The sequence below is a fragment of the Porphyromonas pasteri genome, from assembly GCF_014647755.1.
Taxonomy (GTDB): Bacteria; Bacteroidota; Bacteroidia; order Bacteroidales; family Porphyromonadaceae; genus Porphyromonas; species Porphyromonas pasteri.
In genome coordinates, this window is record NZ_BMPU01000001.1 from 139,828 (window position 1) to 156,742 (window position 16,915).

General features: G+C 56.4%; 14 protein-coding genes, 1 tRNA gene and 1 riboswitch. Of the genes, 1 reads left to right on the top strand and 14 read right to left on the bottom strand.

Annotated elements, in window-relative coordinates; all coding sequences use genetic code 11:
- Window positions 1–221: 221 nt before the first annotated feature.
- The 3 genes from IEX77_RS00610 to IEX77_RS00620 are packed head-to-tail and all read right to left on the bottom strand — an operon-like array spanning window position 222 to window position 2,327.
- Complete coding sequence (locus tag IEX77_RS00610; protein ID WP_229770753.1) at window positions 222–1,022, bottom strand: ComF family protein; 801 nt, start codon at window positions 1,020–1,022, stop codon at window positions 222–224.
- The gene (locus IEX77_RS00615) at window positions 913–1,428 is read right to left on the bottom strand and encodes a regulatory protein RecX (RefSeq protein WP_188807214.1); all 516 of its coding nucleotides are present in this window, start codon (window positions 1,426–1,428) and stop codon (window positions 913–915) included. The genes IEX77_RS00610 and IEX77_RS00615 overlap by 110 nt, the downstream gene beginning before the upstream one ends.
- Entirely contained in the window at window positions 1,425–2,327 is a 903-nt protein-coding gene (locus IEX77_RS00620; protein ID WP_188807216.1) for a N5-glutamine methyltransferase family protein, read from the bottom strand. Before IEX77_RS00620 ends, IEX77_RS00615 begins: the two co-directional genes overlap by 4 nt.
- 23 nt (window positions 2,328–2,350) lie before the next feature.
- Between IEX77_RS00620 and ribD the strand changes: the two genes are divergently transcribed.
- Window positions 2,351–3,352, top strand: a complete 1,002-nt coding sequence (ribD, locus tag IEX77_RS00625) for a bifunctional diaminohydroxyphosphoribosylaminopyrimidine deaminase/5-amino-6-(5-phosphoribosylamino)uracil reductase RibD (protein ID WP_188807218.1) — start codon at window positions 2,351–2,353, stop codon at window positions 3,350–3,352.
- Window positions 3,353–3,442: 90 nt separating this feature from the next.
- On the opposite strand, the gene IEX77_RS00630 is transcribed toward ribD, so the two are convergent.
- From IEX77_RS00630 to gyrB, 11 genes are all read right to left on the bottom strand, one after another.
- A complete protein-coding gene (locus IEX77_RS00630; protein WP_188807220.1) occupies window positions 3,443–4,627 on the bottom strand; it encodes a cytochrome d ubiquinol oxidase subunit II in 1,185 nt (394 codons plus the stop codon).
- Between the two features lie 42 nt (window positions 4,628–4,669).
- Window positions 4,670–6,250, bottom strand: a complete 1,581-nt coding sequence (locus IEX77_RS00635; protein ID WP_188807222.1) for a cytochrome ubiquinol oxidase subunit I — start codon at window positions 6,248–6,250, stop codon at window positions 4,670–4,672.
- Between the two features lie 53 nt (window positions 6,251–6,303).
- Complete coding sequence (locus IEX77_RS00640; protein WP_060935125.1) at window positions 6,304–6,567, bottom strand: DUF4492 domain-containing protein; 264 nt, start codon at window positions 6,565–6,567, stop codon at window positions 6,304–6,306.
- A gap of 514 nt (window positions 6,568–7,081) precedes the next feature.
- Window positions 7,082–7,621 carry a hypothetical protein gene (locus IEX77_RS00645; protein ID WP_188807224.1) on the bottom strand — a complete coding sequence of 180 codons (540 nt, stop codon included), beginning with the start codon at window positions 7,619–7,621 and terminating at the stop codon, window positions 7,082–7,084.
- A 336-nt stretch (window positions 7,622–7,957) separates the two neighbouring features.
- Window positions 7,958–8,040: transfer RNA gene (locus IEX77_RS00650), tRNA-Leu, on the bottom strand.
- Window positions 8,041–8,866: 826 nt separating this feature from the next.
- Window positions 8,867–9,135: riboswitch (cobalamin riboswitch) on the bottom strand.
- A gap of 387 nt (window positions 9,136–9,522) precedes the next feature.
- On the bottom strand, window positions 9,523–10,419 hold the full coding sequence (locus IEX77_RS00655) for a Ppx/GppA phosphatase family protein (protein WP_009433489.1): 897 nt from the start codon (window positions 10,417–10,419) through the stop codon (window positions 9,523–9,525).
- On the bottom strand, window positions 10,412–12,502 hold the full coding sequence (locus tag IEX77_RS00660; RefSeq protein ID WP_188807226.1) for an RNA degradosome polyphosphate kinase: 2,091 nt from the start codon (window positions 12,500–12,502) through the stop codon (window positions 10,412–10,414). Before IEX77_RS00660 ends, IEX77_RS00655 begins: the two co-directional genes overlap by 8 nt.
- A 29-nt stretch (window positions 12,503–12,531) precedes the next feature.
- Window positions 12,532–12,999: a cytidine deaminase gene (gene cdd / locus IEX77_RS00665; RefSeq protein WP_060935129.1), complete on the bottom strand. Its 468-nt coding sequence runs from the start codon at window positions 12,997–12,999 to the stop codon at window positions 12,532–12,534.
- Between the two features lie 123 nt (window positions 13,000–13,122).
- Entirely contained in the window at window positions 13,123–14,052 is a 930-nt protein-coding gene (gene mnmL, locus IEX77_RS00670; protein ID WP_188807228.1) for a tRNA modification radical SAM protein MnmL/YtqA, read from the bottom strand.
- Window positions 14,049–14,837, bottom strand: a complete 789-nt coding sequence (locus IEX77_RS00675; protein ID WP_188807230.1) for a lipoate--protein ligase family protein — start codon at window positions 14,835–14,837, stop codon at window positions 14,049–14,051. The genes mnmL and IEX77_RS00675 overlap by 4 nt, the downstream gene beginning before the upstream one ends.
- Window positions 14,838–14,920: 83 nt before the next feature.
- Window positions 14,921–16,888 (bottom strand): DNA topoisomerase (ATP-hydrolyzing) subunit B, encoded by a 1,968-nt coding sequence (gene gyrB, locus IEX77_RS00680; RefSeq protein WP_188807232.1) that lies wholly within the window; start codon window positions 16,886–16,888, stop codon window positions 14,921–14,923.
- Between the last annotated feature and the right edge of the window lie 27 nt (window positions 16,889–16,915).

Consider the following 16,915-nt stretch of genomic DNA (forward strand, 5'->3'; position numbering starts at 1 on the left):
AGCATACAGAGGTGGGCGCGGGACTTTTATACCGTCTGGGGGCTGTTTTGGGGTGCTGTGGGAAGTGCTTATCTATGAAGGGAATATAAGGGGGGGGCGCGGGATGGAAAATGGACCAGTACTGCTCACCGACGCGACCAGTACTGGTTGCCCTATGTGACCAGTACTACTTCGAAGTCGGACCAGTACTGGTCGCGTCGGTGAGCAGTACTGGTTCGTTTTTAGCGGACGGCGACGGCGGCGACGAAGACGTGGACTTCGCTGACGCCACACTGCTCCAAGAGATCGGTGAGGGCAAGGAGCGTGGAGCCCGTCGTCACCAGGTCATCGACGAGGAGGATGCGCTTGCCCCGTAGTCCCTGAAGGCGCTCCGTCTTGTCGGTGAGATAGAAGGCCGCTTGAGCATTCTCACGGCGCGCGTCACGGTTCAGCGCCGTCTGTGAGTGACTGCCCCGATGGCGTAGGAGGTAACCTTCTGAGCAGGGGACGGCGTAGTGCCGTGCGAGGGCTTCGCCGAGGAGGGCGGCCTGATTATAGCCACGGGCTTCGAGGCGCGTGCCTTCGATCGGGACGGGGAGGATGAGGTCAATGTCGCCAGGCTGCGGTACAAGTTGCCCTTCGGTGAGGGCGGTGCGTACGACAAAGTCCGCGACCTCACCATAGCCTCGGTACTTGAGGGCGATGATGAGGTCGTAGGTAGGATTGGTGTGCTGGTAGATGAAGGGGGAGGAGAGGCTTCGGATCAGGGGTGAGCCAAGAAGGCGCTCCTCGGCATGCACGAAGGCGGGGGCATGGCGGGGGAGCTTCGTGGCGCACTCCATGCAGACGCAGTGCTCGCGCTCGGCGAGCCGCACCCGACAGATGGCACAGGTGCGGGGGAAGATGAGGTCGGTAAGGAAAGCGCCGATCCGCTTAGTCTTCGCCCAGATCATCGGGGAGGTCGGACAGGAGTTCGCTGATCGCTTCGCGAACATCCTCATAGGGATAGCCTCGATAGAGGGCGAAGCGAGTGAGACGGTCATAGATCTTGCGAGGCTCAAGCCCAGCGGGGAGGGTGCGGTACTTGCGCTCGAGGAGGGCGGTGAGTTGGTCTTCACCCTGCATCTCTTCCTCCTCGAGCTCCTCGATAGCGGCGTCGATGAGGCGTGAGGGGATGCGATGACGACGGAGCTCAGCCTGCAGGCGAAGCGGCCCCCAGCCGTTGAAGCGGTACTTATCTCGCACGAAGGCTCGGGCAAAGCGCTCCTCGTTCAGGTAGCCCTCTTGCTCCAAGCGCTCGATGAGTTTGTCACACACCTCGTCGGAGAGATCCCAGCCCCGACACTTCTTACGTACCTCTTGGGCAGAATGCTCAGCGTAGGCGCAGTAGGAGGCGAGCCGTGCGAAGGCTTCTTCGGGAGTAAGCTCCTTTTTCTTCTTCTGGATCATTCGGCGGGGCAATAGGTGAGGTGAAGGAAGCGAACCTTCCCACTCAAGTCGTGGATGAGCTCGGTCTTGGCGTGTCGCCTCCCGATACGCTCGAGCATCGCTTCCTCTGTCGCCGTAGCATAGAGCGGATTCAGCTCGACCCACAGATTCCCTCCCGAGCGGAGATAGCCTTGAGCTACCAGCTCTGCCAAGGCGATATAGTAGGCGATGGGGGAGGCTTCAGGAGCGAAGAGGGCTAAGTGCGGCTCGTGGAGTAGGACTTGAGGCGTCATCTCTTCGGCCTCCTCGGGGTGGATGTAGGGCGGATTACTTACGATGAGATCCAGCGGAGGTGTCGGGGGAGTATGTTCCTCAAGGAGCGCAAAGAGGTCGTGCTTCCACAGATAGACTTCGCGACCCGTGGCTTTGCGCAGAGCTTCGAAGTTGGCTTCGGCAATAGGTGCGGCCTCGCTGGATACTTCGAGCGCTACGCTTTGGCTCACCTCGGGAAGGGCGGCCGTGAGGGCATAGGCGATACAGCCGCTCCCCGTACCGACGTCGAGCAAGCGCTGCGAAGATCGGCTCTCAGGGTGCTGTAAGATCAGCTCGATCAGCTCCTCCGTCTCGGGGCGTGGGATGAGTACCCCAGGGGCGACCGTGAGGCGATGCCCCGCGAAGTAAGCATAGCCTAGTACATATTGCAGGGGAGTACCAGCGGAGAGGTCGTGCAGCATGCGCTCCAGACGGGCGCACTCTGCGGGTGATAAAAGCGTATCTTTGCTCAAGAGCAGTAGCTGCGTGCGGGTACAGCTTCGTACCTCCTCGAGGAGTTGGCGTGCTATCTCCCGCGCTTCCGAGGACTCGTAGAGTGCTGTGAGACACTCCAAAGCCTCCTGCTCGAATGATCGTATCGTATCCATATAAGCAAATATAACGAATACAGATGACAGATGATGAGCGCTATATGCGCCGTGCACTTGATCTGGCGGCCCTCGGTACGGGCTATACTTCTCCCAATCCCGTCGTCGGTGCCGTCGTCGTGCACTCAGGCCGTATCATCGGTGAGGGCTATCACCACCGCAGTGGGCAGCCCCATGCCGAGGTGATGGCTATCCGCTCGGTGAAGGAGCGCAACCTGCTCCCTGAGTCAACGATCTACGTGACGCTGGAGCCCTGCTCGCACTACGGGAAGACTCCTCCCTGTGCCGATCTCATACTCCAAGAGCACATCCCGCGTGTCGTCGTCGCCATCCCTGACCCCTTCCCCCGTGTGGCGGGTAGCGGACTGGAGCGCCTTCGTCAGGCGGGGGTAGAGGTCACTGTAGGAGTCCTCGCTGACGAAGCCCTTCGCCTCAATGCCCCCTTCATCACCGCGCATACCCAGCACCGCCCGCTGGTGACGCTGAAGTGGGCGCAGAGCCTCGATGGTTTCATCGATCGCTCACGGAAGAATAATACAGAGGCTCCCGTCCTCTTCAGTGCGCCCCTGCGTCAGCGGGAGATCCATCGCGAGCGTATGCACCACGATGCTATACTCGTCGGCTACCGCACGGCTCTACTTGATGACCCACAGCTGACGAATCGCCTCTGGTATGGCTCGTCGCCCATCCGTGTGGTCTTAGACCCGCAGCTGGCTTTGCCTCCGACGCTTCGCCTCTTTACGGATGGCCTTGCCCCAACGTGGGTGATTTATCTCGAGGGGGCGGGTGTGCCTCAGCCTCGCGAAGGTGTGCGCTATCTGCCTCTTAGCGGAGAGCGTATCGAGCCACAGCAGCTCCTCCAGCGCCTATATGAAGAGGGCATTCTCTCGCTTCTCATCGAGGGGGGAGCCGCTACGCTGTCATCTTTCCTTAGCTTAGGGCTCTATGATCGCCTCTTAGTGGAGGTCGCCTCGAAGACCTTAGGTGAAGGAGTCCCAGCGCCTGCTATCCCGACCACCCTTTAGTCGCTTGCTCTTATAAAGGCCGTCCCCCAAGCAACCGGAGTTGCTTGGGGGACGGCTTCTTTTAGATCGAGTAGCTACCCGAGCAGCGGACTAATAGTTGTGTCCGTCTGGGTCGAGCATCTCCTTGCGCGTGATCTTATGCAGGTCGAGCGCACGCCAAGCGTAGACGATGTACGCTAAGACGAAGGGAATGATTAGCGATACGAAACTCATCGCCTTCAGAGTGAAGGGGCTCGAGGAGCTATTGCGGATATTCAGCGAGTGGTTGATCAGCTCGGGCATATCTGCGCTGTAGGCAGGGTAGTAGGAGGTATTGTTCCACCCAGCGATGAGGAAGAGGGCGAGTGCCGTGAGGACGACACCGATACCTTCGAACCAGATCCCCTTGCGGAAGCCTTCCTTGAGGAGCGTCAGCAGGATACCTGCCAGCACGAGCACCACCCCGATGAAGAAGATCGCAAAGACTGCAGGCATCTCGATGAGGTTCTTCCAGTACTTGTAGTCCACGAGATAGGTGACCTCGGGGTTAGCAGGATCGTAAGCGAAGCCCTGCTTCGTGAGAAGGAAGAAGAGGTAGGCAAGGAAGAGGATGAGGAAGATAGCGGCGTTCCAAGCGAGTGCACCACGTGAGCGCTTGTAGATCGTCTCATCATCGATGTTGTTGATGAAGAAGAGGAGCGCCGTGGTACGTGCGAGGAAGAAGACGGCAAGGCCGAAGACGACATTCCAGATGTTGAGTACTGCTTCGAGGCCGTGGAGCTGGATACCCTTGTAGGGGAGCCACTCGGAGATGACCTGGCTGGCACCAGAGAGGTCAGCGATAGCCTCGCGGTTCACCATGAAGGTTGAGCCCGTGAAGAAGGTCGATACAGCGGCACCGAGGAGGATCGGAGCGAGGAGGCCATTGATGAAGAGGAACGTCTGGTAGGTGCGGCTACCGAGCACATTACCATTCTTATTCTGATACTCGTAGGAGACTGCCTGGATGATGAAGCAGAAGAGGATGAGCATCCACACCCAGTAGGCACCGCCGAAGCTGGTCGAGTAGAAGAGGGGGAAGGAGGCGAAGAAGCCACCGCCGAAGACGACCAGCGTAGTGAAGGTGAATTCCCACTTACGGCCGATAGAGTTCACGAGGAGCTTGCGGTCGAGCTGCTCCTTGCCAATGCTGAAGAAGAGCGATTGACCACCCTGCACGAAGAGCAGGAAGACGAGGAGAGCACCGAGGACGGAGACTAAGAGCCACCAGTATTCTTGGAAGAATGCGTAGTCCATAATAAATCGTTTGCTTAGCTTGATTAGATGACTTCGTGGGGCTTAGTGCTGATCAGGGCCCTGCTTGATAGCCTTGCGCATAATGTTGATCTCAGCCACGAGCATGATCGTGAAGAGCAGGAAGAAGAGTGCGAAGGTGATCATCACCGACGAAGCTTCGATCTTCGAGATAGCTGCATGGACGGGCAGAAGGTTCTGGATAGTCCAGGGCTGACGACCCACTTCGGCCACTACCCAGCCTGCTTCACTTGCTACCCATGCCAGAGGAGTGAGGATGATGCTTGCCAAGAGGAGCCAGCGAGTAGAGGCGAGCTTCTCATTACGCTTGTAGGCATACCACGTCAGGATGAGGAAGAGTAGGAGGAAGGCACCACCGAGCCCGACCATAACACGGAAGGAGTAGTAGGTCAGCGGGATGTTGGGGACCGTCTCATACTTGCTGGTGAAGTAGCCATAGCCATAGTAGGGGAAGTTCTCCATCAGTACAGTGCGGTGCTGCTCAGCGGAGATGCTATCCCCAGCCTTGCGAGCGGCACGGAAGGCATTGAGAGCATCGATAGCGATACGACCACGACGCATCTTCTCCTCTGTAGAGATAGCGATCTTACCATCGGGCTGACGGTAGCCACCTTCGAGGATGTTGATCACACCAGGTACGTAGTGCGTACCCGTACCTGCGACCATGTAAGAGAGGAGGCGGGGGGCTTCGATGTTGAAGAGGTGTGAGGGCTTGCCGTCGTCGGGAAGCTGCTTGTCGGGGTTGAGTAGGCCGATGACGCCGAGGCCGATACCCTTGCCATCCTCTGTGCAGCCTTCGCCGGTGCACTTACCCGTGTCGTAGATAGCTTCCATGGCAGCGAGCTTCATAGGCTGGTTGGTAGCGACGTCGACAGCCGAGCTGTGACCCGTCATAGCCGTCAGCATAGCAGCGACGAAGCCGAAGGGAGCGATGATCTTGAGGTTGCGACGAGCGAACTCTACGTTGCGCTTGCGCAGGAGATAGAGTGCACAGATGCCGAGTGCGAAGAACGTACCGAGCGTCCAAGACGAGGTGACCGTGTGGAGGAACTTGATGATAGCCGTGGGTGAGAGTGCTACAGCCCAGAAGTCGCTCATCTCATTGCGCATCGTCTCGGGGTTGAAGACCATACCCTGAGGATTCTGCATCCAAGCGTTAGCGACGAGGATCCATACTGCAGAGATCGTAGCTCCGATGATGGTGAGCCAGCTGGAGGCTAAGTGGAAGCCCTTGCTGACCTTCCCCCAACCGAAGAACATCACGGCGATGAACGTCGACTCCATGAAGAAGGCGAGGATCCCTTCGATAGCGAGGGGGGCACCGAAGATGTCACCGACGAACCAGCTGTAGTTCGACCAGTTGGTCCCGAACTGGAACTCGAGGATGATCCCCGTAGCTACGCCGATAGCGAAGTTAATCCCGAAGAGCTTCTGCCAGAACTTCGTGGACTTCTTCCAGAATTCATCACCGCTGCGATAGTACTTCGTCTCAGCCAGTGACATGATGACCCCCAGGCCGAGGGTCAGCGGGACGAAGAGCCAGTGATACATGGCCGTCAGGGCAAACTGTGCCCGCGACCATGAGACTAAAGATTCTAGATCCATTGTAAATAGTTATTAGAGTTTGATATGTTTATCTCGCGTGAAGAGAAGGAGCGTCATCGGGCGACGGTATCGCCTGGCGCACGACGATTGAGGAGCTCGTCACCGACGAACTCAGATCGCTCGATATGCTGCTCCTGAGCCTGCTGTTTGACGTGATTAGGGAAGAAGAAGGCGCGCAGGATAGCAAACATGATGAAGAGCTTCAGCGCAATGATGAGCCAAAGCTTCTTGCTTGTCGGGGTCAATCCTCGGAAGCCATCGCGATAGAGGCGGAAGGCTCGCACGAAGAAATTGGGTTTTGGAGACTCAGTCGGCATAGGGTCGATGAGAGGGTGAGAATGATAATTTCGTCGGATGAATCCAGTTCAAGCAAAGATAGAGCAAACGAGTGAGTAGACTACTACCCGAGAGGCCCGATGACCCTGATAATGAGCCCTTAGTTTGATAGTCTATGTCTATGTGTGTATTTATAGAATTGATATGTCGGGGTGCTGGAGCAGTAAAAACTCCCCGCTAATCCAACTTATTAATAAGGATAGAACTCTTGGATTAATAGGGGTAAGTATGCTAGATCCTTTAGAACTGTATCCCTTTAAGCTGTTTGCTCTTCGGACTTTCCTTGAGGCTCTAAAAGAGTCGGTCAGCAACAAGCGAAAATAGAGTACCCCGCCACATTTTCTCACTCACAGCTGAGTGTGGAAATGTGGCGGGGTACTATTTCCTAGAATCCCTTTTTAGATATCGTATAGCCTTGCTATTACTCCCTCTTCTCCTGCGATTGGACCGTAGAACGAAACTCTCATAGGATAGAAATGATTATGGGCGGTTAGGCTACAACTCTTCGCTCGCAATTTTTGCACTTTTAGATAGCAGAGTCTTGTCTCCATAGGATAGGGTCGAGTATTGGAAGTCCTTTTTATAGTCCTCTGCGAATGTATAGGTATGCAGTAAAAAGGTTCTTGGATCCTGAACGGCTCCCCCTTCCTCTTTGTAGGTAGTGGTATCTTCCCAGTTTTTATACTTGAGTGATAGATTCCTATTGATCCTATCTGCATCGTCTTTAGAGAGGAAGATAATATTGATTAATGCGAGTTTCTTGTCGATAAATATAAAGAGGATTCTAGGTCTTGCGCTGGCGAAGGTTACGCCTCCCGTCACGAGTAATCCTGCTGCCCTTGGGGTAGTTGGATTTGTTGGTTCGAATTCAGCTCCCAGCTCTTGCAGCCTGATTGTTACAGAGTCAAGGGTAGACGTTCCCAGCGTGCAGCCTAGAATTGTCCGTGTTATAGTCGTTTCTTTTTGAGCGAATGCACTCTGTGTACCCGAGATGAGCAAGATTATTGCTCCGATAATGCTGTAGATATACCGCATACAGTAAGATGTTGGAGGTTATTAATAATAGTATTGTTTGCAGGATAGGGTAAGCTACTTCAATATCGAAGTATCCCTAGGGTTAGAAGAAACCCTCACACAAATATAGGAATAAACGAGCTAGCATAGAATCTCCGTGAGGTAGATCTATGTTATCGTTTATGGCGCATATTCAGAGTCGGGTAGCTTGGTGCTTATTGGATGTGTGCGTTGGTGGAACTTGGTTTTCTCGGAAGTTCCGTGTGATCTGAGATTTTCCGTCCGCTATATCGTCCGCTACAAGAATAGCCCCTATGCAAATCATTGATTTACGCAGGGGCTTTCTGTAAGTGGCTGTACCCAGAGTGGGACTCGAACCCACACAACCTATTGGTCAAGGGATTTTAAGTCCCTCGTGTCTACCATTCCACCATCTGGGCGACCATGTAACGCACACCATAGGCGTACGCATTCGGCTGCAAAAGTAACGTAAAATCGGTAGATAAGCAATTGCAGAGCGCATAGCGAGTAGCCTCCGTCGTGAAGCGGATGCTAAGATGAGGGTGCGGAAGGGATGAGGAGTCGGGACTCCATGGTATTCGGATAGGACTACGGGTAGTGATACCTCGCATAGACCTTTAAGTAGTATGCATGACTGCTCTTGCTCTCAGCTCTTTCGGTAGAGTAGACGTACAGGGCAAGCAAGATATTGGGGCCGGCGACGGTCAAAGCTGATGTCACATCTCTCCGAGGGGAGTTGTGACGAGCCTTAGACCGAGCCGTGCACCTAACATGGTCGGCGTATGGATCGAGGTGGTGCAGCCAGCGAGGTATCCCTGGCTGGCCCTATGGGGGGCAGGGGCGGTTTTGGATAGGTTGGAGGAACATGAAGAAAGACCCCTGCGAGTACCAGACCCATAGAGATCCCAGACAGAGTAGAGCCTTGTCCTACTTGTCACAAGCGGGCTTGTGTACGACCTGATAGGGGCACACAGCTGCAGGATGTTCAAAAGATTATCGGGGGATATTCTGATGAGGTGACCTTCTCTCCGGCTTCGTCCTTGCGGGCGAAGTGATACGCACGACACATTTCAATATCTGGAAGCCACTGCGCGTCTCGGAGAGCGGGGCAGAAAGACTTCCTTCACTACCAGCGCTGACGGGCGGTCCGTCGGGTGGGGTAGGTGAAGGTGCACACATCGGAGAGAGCTACCATCAGGAGGAGCGTCTCATAGCAATGTCTTCCCAATCTTATTCCCGAGATTGACACATTGGATCTCATGAGCAGGTCTCCTGGCTTATCACCCTAACTTCTCATTCCTACGATCCTTCCCAAGTAGCTTCGTACTCAGTGGCGAAGGTCTGCCAAGATGCTCGGTGAAGAGCTCGTTGGTCCTTCCGTCGTAGGAGGAGCCTATCCATCATCCCCGTGGGGAGCTGCAGATAGGGAGTGACTTACAGTAGCGGGTACTGCGCCGGATTCACACCGGCTTCCCTTACTACCCTAGGTCCAGACTGGTGCGCTTCACCAGCATAATGCCCTCGGGTATACTCGTAAGACATGGCAAAGTTAAGACAAATATTTAAATAACCTAAGGGCTTCAAGGGGGAGAGCTTGCGTGGTGAGCTCGGGCGCTTCTTTATGGATGAAGATATGCCTTTGTAGGGGACTTTGAGTGAGATGATTACGAGGATGGAAAATGAACCAGTACTGGTCGCTGTGTTGACCAGTACTGCTCACGTGATGGATCAGTACTGGTCAGTATGTGCTACCAGTACTGGTTGCCTTCGTGACCAGTACTGCTTCACTTAGCCATGCTGCTAAGCCTATACCTATTTATATATAGAGGACGTCCGTCACCCTCCCGCTGTAGTGAGCGTGGAGGGTGACGGACGTCGTGGAAAATGCGCCTTGGGTAGCGCTATGGCAGGATCGGGCAGACGGAGTCAACGATACCGTCGGCGAGCCCCTTCGTGGGGACGATGATCTCCGTCGCTTCGGTAATCGAGGCGACTAAGAGGAAGATGTCTGCCGCAGGGACGATGACCTCAGCACGGTCAGGCTTGAGACGGAAGAGCTGCATACGCTGCTCGGGGGTGTACTGCCGGAGCTCGTCGGCGACACGCTGGAGGCTCTCGACAGGGAGGCTGTTTACGTTGGCGCGCTCCGAAGGGGCGCCGAGGCGAAGGAGCTTATTGATATTTCCCCCTGTACCGACAAGGCGTAGGGTGCCATAGGTAGAGCGCAGGGTGCGCACGTAGTCACCGAAGGAGTTGCGCTCTTCGTCACGCACCTTGCCGCTGAGCTGGCGGATCGTACCGATATCAAAGGAGCGAGACTCGATGAGCTCTGCACCACGTACGAGGTTGAGCTCCGTACTCCCCCCACCGACGTCGACGTAGAGGAAGGTATCCTCGGTCTGGCTGGCCAGCGAACGGATGAGGTCGGAAGAGATGAGGCGAGCTTCTTCTCTACCATCGATGATCTCGATACGGATGTCGGTCTTCTCGTAGATCTTCTCCACGAGCTCGGCGCCATTCTCGGCATCACGCATAGCAGAGGTGGCGCAGGCACGGAAGGCAGAGACTTCGTAGATCTCCATCAGCTCGCGGTAGGCCTTCATGAGGCTGACGAGCTGCTTGCCCTTCTTCTTCGATATGCGCCCATCGACGAAGGCATCTTCACCGAGGCGTAGGGGGACGCGTACCAGCTGGACCTTGGAGAGTGGCTCGGCACTCCCAGGCTCATTGAGGCACTTGATGAGTAGGCGGACGGCATTGGAGCCAATGTCGATACCGGCGTAGTGAGACTTACCCATTATTCTCTTTGTTCTTCTTTGCTTCGTAGTACTTGTATAGTGCTTGCTGGGAGTTGAAGGGGGCTTCATCGGGACCCAAGTCATCGCGACGTGGGCGCACGGCTTCCCCTTGGACGTAGTAGCCCTGCTCGGTATCTCTCAGTCCTGCTGAGATGATGAAGTCCAGCTCACGCTGTATGGCAGGGTCGTAGACGGGAGTCATGACTTCGATGCGGCGGTCGAGGTTGCGCGTCATCCAGTCGGTCGAGCCGATATAGTACTTCGGCTCTCCACCTCCACCGAAGACGTAGATGCGGGAGTGCTCGAGGTAGCGTGAGATGATCGCATTGATGAAGAGCCCTTCGCTATAGCCTGGTACACCAGGTAGGAGGGAGCAGTTGCCTCTCAGGCAGAGCTCGACACGCACGCCAGCCGTCACGGCTTCGTAGAGCTTGGCGACCATCTTCTCATCGACGATATGATTGAGCTTGAGGCGTATGTAGGCCTCCTGTCCAGCTCGAGCCAAGCGGATCTCCTTATTAATAAGGTTGTAGAGTGGCTGGCGCATATCGTTGGGGGCGACCAGCAGGTGATGGAAGTGCGGGGCGATGAACGGGCGCTCGATGAAGTCGAAGACCTGCATCACGTCGTGCACGATGCCCTTGTGTGCGGTCATCAGCATGAGGTCGGTATAGAGTCGAGCGGTACCCTCGTGGAGGTTACCCGAGCCGATGCAGGCGATGCCCCCATGCTTGGTGCGGATGTAGACGAGCTTCGAGTGGACCTTCAGCTTCTCATGACCGAGGACAACGTTGATGCCGAAGTCTTGCATCTTCTTCCCCCAGTTGATATTCGACTGCTCGTCGAAGCGTGCTAAGAGCTCGACGACGGCGGTGACGCGCTTGCCGTTCTGCGCTGCTGTGGTCAGCGCCTTGACGACCTTGGAGTTCTGCGCCACGCGATAGAGGGAGATACGTATCTCGGTGACCTCTTCGCTGATCGCAGCTTCTTGCAGAAGGCGGAGGAAGTGATCGAAGCTGTAATAGGGGAAGTGCAGGCAGCGGTCTTGGTGCATGATCTGGTGGATCATGCTCTGCGTGTAGTGGAACTCATTCATCTGCAGTGGGGGCTGCTTGGGGAAGCGAAGTCCCTTGCGTCCGCAGTCTGGGAGGTCCATCAAGTCACGCATATTGTGGTAGCGTCCCCCGCCGATACGTGTGTCGCGGAAGTTGAGCTCCGCCATAGCGCTGAGCTTACGCAGGATCTCGGGTGAGAGGGCTTGGTCGTAGACGACGCGCACGGTCTCCCCACGCTTACGGCGCTTTACACCACGGGAGACCTTCTCGATGACACTTGAGCGGAGGTCTTGCTCGATCTCAAACTCAGCGTCCTTGGTGAACTTGAATGTATAGGCCTCGTACTGCACGTACTCCCGCCCGATGAAGATGTAGGGGAGGCAGTAGCGGATGACGTCGTCAAGGAACATCAGGTAGCTCTCACCCCCCTCGTCACGCAGACGGAAGAAGCGTCCAAGTTCACGCACGGGTACCTCTAGTAGCGCTACCTCGTGCCCCGTCTCAGGCTCCTCTTGATCGTGCCATAGGACGACTGCCAGATAGAGCGACTCCTTGAGGTGCTGCTCGGGGTTGAAGGTAGGGCTATTGATGAAGATCGGGTTGGTGAAGCCATTGATCTTGTCCATAAAGAAGGACAAGACTTCCTCCTCTTGGTTGCTGGTGAGCTCGTGCTCATTGATGATATGGATGTGAGCATCCTTGAGCTCTCGTACCAGCTGAGCGAAGGTCTCGTCGAAGAGCTGGGAGTATTCTCTATTGAGTCGGAGGATGGTGCGGAGGGTCTCCTTTGCTTTCTTGCGCTCGGTCGTGGGGAGCTCTTCCGCAGAGTCGATGAGGCGACGCAGTGAGGCGACGCGCACACGGAAGAATTCATCCAGGTTGTTGGAGTAGATACCGAGGTAGTTGAAGCGCTCCAGGAGGGGGAGATCGGGGCGCATGGCCTCTAAGAGGATGCGCTTATTGAAGTACATCCAGCTTGTGTCACGCTCGATATAGGGCATAGGCCCGCGGTGCTGACGTTGCTGCATAGAGTCTGTTAAGGGGGAGGATATATGGGCTAAAGGGCGCTTCCGTCGAAGCCGAAGGGCAGTAGGTAGCGGCAGTCCTCGAGGAGAATAGTCTTCTCCTCACCCATCAGAAGTATGGGGAAGGGGTGGAAGCGTGTGGCGGTCTCCATAATCACCTGACGGCAGCTGCCGCAGGGCGAGATGAAGGGCACACGGCCAGCGCTGTTGATAGCGACGATAGCGAGGCGCTCGACAGCGACGTCGGGCCACTGGGCACTAGCCCAGAAGAGTGCTGTACGCTCGGCACAAGTCCCCGAGGGGTAGGCGGCATTCTCTTGGTTGGAGCCCGTGACGATCTCGCCATTAGCGAGTAGGACGGCAGCGCCGACGTGGAAGCGGCTATAGGGGGCGTAGGCTTTCTGAGCGACTTCGAGTGCACGCTCCTCCAGCTGACGATCTTGTTCGGACAGCTCGGAGCGGTCGAGCGTCTTATAGGGAATAGTAAATGTTTGCTCCATATGCGTATGCTATACGAATGTGATGAGGGTGGGGAGACTCCCCAGCACCTCTATAGCGAATGTACGAAAAAGTGAGGAATGCTTGCAGTAGAGGTTGCAGGTGGAGTCCTTCAGATAAAGCCCTTACTTGTGGAAATCTTGGGGCGTAGCCGTAAGCGCCTTGCGGATCTTGGCGGTGAACTCGTGGTTCTTCCAGCCCCAGCGTGGGGCTAAGAGCAGGGCGGGTGGGGACTGCGAGACGAAGCGCTCCAGCACGATGTCGCGGCGGAGGCGGTGCACGAAGTCCACGATGAGGTCAATATACTCCTCCTCGGTGAAGAGGTGGAAGTCCGATGGATCACGCTGATACTCGCCTGCCATGATCGTCCCACGGATGATCTGTAGCTGGTGGATCTTGAGCGTAGTGATGGGGAGCTGCGAGAGGCGGTCGGCATGCTGGAGCATCTCTTCGCGACTCTCACCTGGGAGACCGAGGATGAGATGAGCCCCGACGAGGATGCCTGCAGCGTGGGTGCGCTCGATGGTCTCGACGCTGGTCTGATAGCTGTGCCCCCGCTGGATCCGCTCAAGGCTGCGGTCGCACGTGCTCTCTACGCCATACTCCACGAGGAGGAAGGTGCGCTTGGAGAGCTGCTCGAGGTAGTCGAGTAAGGGCTGGGGCATGCAGTCGGGGCGCGTGCCGATGATAAGCCCGACGACGTCTTCATGACGGAGTGCCTCTTCGTACTTTGCGATGCAGTCCTCCACCTCCCCGTAAGTATTGGTGTAGGACTGGAAGTAAGCGAGGTACTTCATCTCGGGGTACTTCCTGCGGAAGAAGGCGATGCCCTCGTTGATCTGCTCGGTGATGCTCTTAAGCTTCGTCGCGTAGTTTGGGCTGAAGCTCTTGTTGTTGCAGTAGGTACAGCCTCCCTTGCCCATAGATCCATCGCGGGTAGGGCAGGAGAAGCCCGCCGTGAGCGTGATCTTCTGCACCTTCTGCCCAGGGAAATGGCGCTGGAGGAAGGTGGCGAAGTCTACATAGGGGAGGGCGGAGCTTACAGATGGCGTCATATGGTCGGAGTCTTGGCGCGCCCTATCGGCGAATGGATCCAGTCGGCATGCTCGAAGTGCTCTGCACGTTGAGTGCGGATATACTCCTCTACCGAGGCATTGAATTCAAGCGGGAAGAGCCCAGTATGCTCCTCGCGGAGGGCAGCAAGGATATCCTCCTGCAGGTCGGTGATGGTATAGCCATCGGGAAGTGCTGGACGGAGGTTCGTGACCTGTGAGCGCACTGAGGCGACACGTGAGCGTGCCTCTACCTCGGGAGAGACTGTCAGGATGCGCTCCAGCTCCTCGAGGTTGGCATCGAAGAGCAGGCAGATGTGGTAGAGCATACGTGAGCGGTTCACCGCCTCGGCTGCTCCACCGACCTTATAGCCATCGAGACGGAGGTCGCCACGGGGCGAGCGCTCCACGACGACACCACGCCCAGCGAGTGCTCGCTGTATGGGAGTAGGGAAGGCCTTTAGGTCGAAGCCTTGGCCCGAGTGGTCGTTCTTTATCGCTGTGAAGTTGAGATTCCCGAGGTCATGGTAGACCGTGCCTCCGCCCGATGTGCGGCGCAGGAGGGCGATGTCATGCTCCTCGAGGTAGTCGAGATCGAGCTCCGCCTCAGCCCACTGATAGCGCCCCATGAATACGGAGGGGCGATTTACCCACAGCATGTAGATGGTGTCCAGCGGACGGAGCTGGCGGTAGAGATAGTCCTCGAGAGCGATGTTGTAGTACGGGTCGGTCGAGGGACTGATATAGTAGTACGCGTTGGAGGTGGCAGGAGTCGTCATCGTCATCATAGCCGAAGGCTATCCCTCCAGCGGCATCCGAGCCGTCGGAGGGATAGCCTTCTCTTATTATAATAGGTATAAGGGGCGCTGGACTAAGCGTCGATGCGAGCGTAGGTCGCATTCGCCTCAATGAACTCGCGGCGGGGAGCTACGTCATCACCCATGAGCATAGAGAAGATCGCATCAGCCTCAGCGGCATTCTCGATGGTGATCTTGCGCAGGGTGCGGTTCTCGGGATTCATCGTCGTTTCCCAGAGCTGCTCTTCATTCATCTCACCGAGACCCTTGTAGCGCTGTACGCGTACGCGGTTCTCGTCGCCACCACCGACACGGTCGATGAAGGCCTGACGCTGCTGCTCGGTCCAGCAGTACTCACGCTCCTTGCCTCGGGTACAGAGGTAGAGAGGAGGTGTGGCGATGTACACGTAGCCGTTCTCGATGAGCGAGCGCATGTTGCGGAAGAAGAAGGTCAGGATGAGCGTGGCGATATGGCTACCGTCCACGTCAGCATCGGTCATAATGATGACCTTGTGATAGCGGAGCTTCGAGAGGTTCAGCGCCATACTGTCTTCTTCGGTGCCGATGGTCACGCCGAGAGCGGTGTAGATGTTACGGATCTCTTCGCTCTCGAGGACCTTGTGCTGCATCGCCTTCTCTACGTTGAGGATCTTACCACGCAGTGGGAGGATCGCCTGGAACTCACGGTCACGACCCTGCTTAGCCGTACCACCTGCAGAGTCACCCTCGACGAGGAAGAGCTCGGAGAGGATGGGATCCTTAGAGGAGCAGTCGGCGAGCTTACCAGGCAGGCCACCTCCCGAGAGGGGGGACTTGCGCTGTACCATCTCGCGCGCCTTGCGTGCAGCTTGGCGAGCCGTAGCAGCGAGGATGACTTTGTCTACGATGATCTTCGCTTCCTTGGGGTGCTCTTCGAGGTAGATCTCGAGGGCTTCGCTGACGGCGACGTCTACGGCGCCCATGACCTCGTTGTTCCCGAGCTTGGTCTTCGTCTGCCCTTCGAACTGGGGTTCTGCGACCTTGATGCTCACGACGGCCGTGAGACCTTCGCGGAAGTCATCCCCCGTGATCTCTACCTTGACCTTGTCGAGGAGTTTCGAGTCAGTAGCATATTTCTTCAGCGTACGCGTCAGACCACGACGGAAGCCCGCCAGGTGCGTACCCCCTTCGATGGTGTTGATGTTGTTGACGTAGCTGTACACATTCTCGTTGTAGGAGGTGTTGTAGGTCATCGCGACCTCGACAGGGATACCCTGCTTCTCGGTGATGATGTGGATGACATCCTCGATGAGGTGCTCCTTGGAGCGGTCGATGTACTTGACAAACTCCTCAAGCCCCTTCTCTGAGTAGTAGGTCTCGGTGAGGGCTACACCCGCTTCGTCACGCTGACGCTCATCGGTCAGCGTGAGGGTGATACCTGCGTTGAGGAAGGCGAGCTCGCGCAGACGCGTAGCCAGGATCTTGAACTGGTACTCCGTGCTGGTGAAGATCGTGTCGTCGGGCTTGAAGAGTACCGTCGTACCCGTCTTGTCTGTCGTGCCGATAGTCTGCAGCTCGGTGGTGGGTATACCACGGCTGAACTCCTGCGTGTAGATCTTGCCGTCGCGGTAGACGGTAGCCTTAAGGAGGGTAGAGAGGGCATTGACACAAGAGACACCGACCCCGTGCAGACCGCCCGAGACTTTGTAGGAGCCCTTGTCGAACTTACCCCCTGCGTGCAGGACCGTCAGTACGACCTCCAGAGCACTCTTGCCTTCCTTCTCGTGGATGTCTACGGGGATACCTCGACCGTTGTCCTGGACTTCGATGGAGTTGTCCTCGCGGATGGTGACCTTGATCTCATTGCAGTAGCCTGCCAAGGCCTCGTCGATTGAGTTGTCTACGACTTCATACACCAAGTGGTGAAGACCCTTCTCACCGATGTCACCGATGTACATCGCAGGGCGCTTACGTACGGCCTCCAGCCCTTCTAAGACTTGAATGCTACTGGCCGAGTATTCCTTCTCGTTGGTATGGTCTTGATCGAACAGCTCTTCGCTCATTGCTTATCTGTGTGATTAGTCCCCGCG

Excerpts from the sequence above, each read along its gene's own strand:
- IEX77_RS00615 (WP_188807214.1), bottom strand. The coding sequence starts at position 1,428 with ATGATCCAGAAGAAGAAAAAGGAGCTTACTCCCGAAGAAGCCTTCGCA.
- IEX77_RS00620 (WP_188807216.1), bottom strand. The coding sequence starts at position 2,327 with ATGGATACGATACGATCATTCGAGCAGGAGGCTTTGGAGTGTCTCACA.
- IEX77_RS00610 (WP_229770753.1), bottom strand. The coding sequence starts at position 1,022 with ATGACCGTCTCACTCGCTTCGCCCTCTATCGAGGCTATCCCTATGAGG.
- IEX77_RS00635 (WP_188807222.1), bottom strand. The coding sequence starts at position 6,250 with ATGGATCTAGAATCTTTAGTCTCATGGTCGCGGGCACAGTTTGCCCTG.
- gyrB (WP_188807232.1), bottom strand. The coding sequence starts at position 16,888 with ATGAGCGAAGAGCTGTTCGATCAAGACCATACCAACGAGAAGGAATAC.
- IEX77_RS00675 (WP_188807230.1), bottom strand. The coding sequence starts at position 14,837 with ATGATGACGATGACGACTCCTGCCACCTCCAACGCGTACTACTATATC.
- IEX77_RS00645 (WP_188807224.1), bottom strand. The coding sequence starts at position 7,621 with ATGCGGTATATCTACAGCATTATCGGAGCAATAATCTTGCTCATCTCG.
- cdd (WP_060935129.1), bottom strand. The coding sequence starts at position 12,999 with ATGGAGCAAACATTTACTATTCCCTATAAGACGCTCGACCGCTCCGAG.
- IEX77_RS00660 (WP_188807226.1), bottom strand. The coding sequence starts at position 12,502 with ATGCAGCAACGTCAGCACCGCGGGCCTATGCCCTATATCGAGCGTGAC.
- IEX77_RS00630 (WP_188807220.1), bottom strand. The coding sequence starts at position 4,627 with ATGGACTACGCATTCTTCCAAGAATACTGGTGGCTCTTAGTCTCCGTC.
- ribD (WP_188807218.1), top strand. The coding sequence starts at position 2,351 with ATGACAGATGATGAGCGCTATATGCGCCGTGCACTTGATCTGGCGGCC.
- IEX77_RS00640 (WP_060935125.1), bottom strand. The coding sequence starts at position 6,567 with ATGCCGACTGAGTCTCCAAAACCCAATTTCTTCGTGCGAGCCTTCCGC.
- mnmL (WP_188807228.1), bottom strand. The coding sequence starts at position 14,052 with ATGACGCCATCTGTAAGCTCCGCCCTCCCCTATGTAGACTTCGCCACC.
- IEX77_RS00655 (WP_009433489.1), bottom strand. The coding sequence starts at position 10,419 with ATGGGTAAGTCTCACTACGCCGGTATCGACATTGGCTCCAATGCCGTC.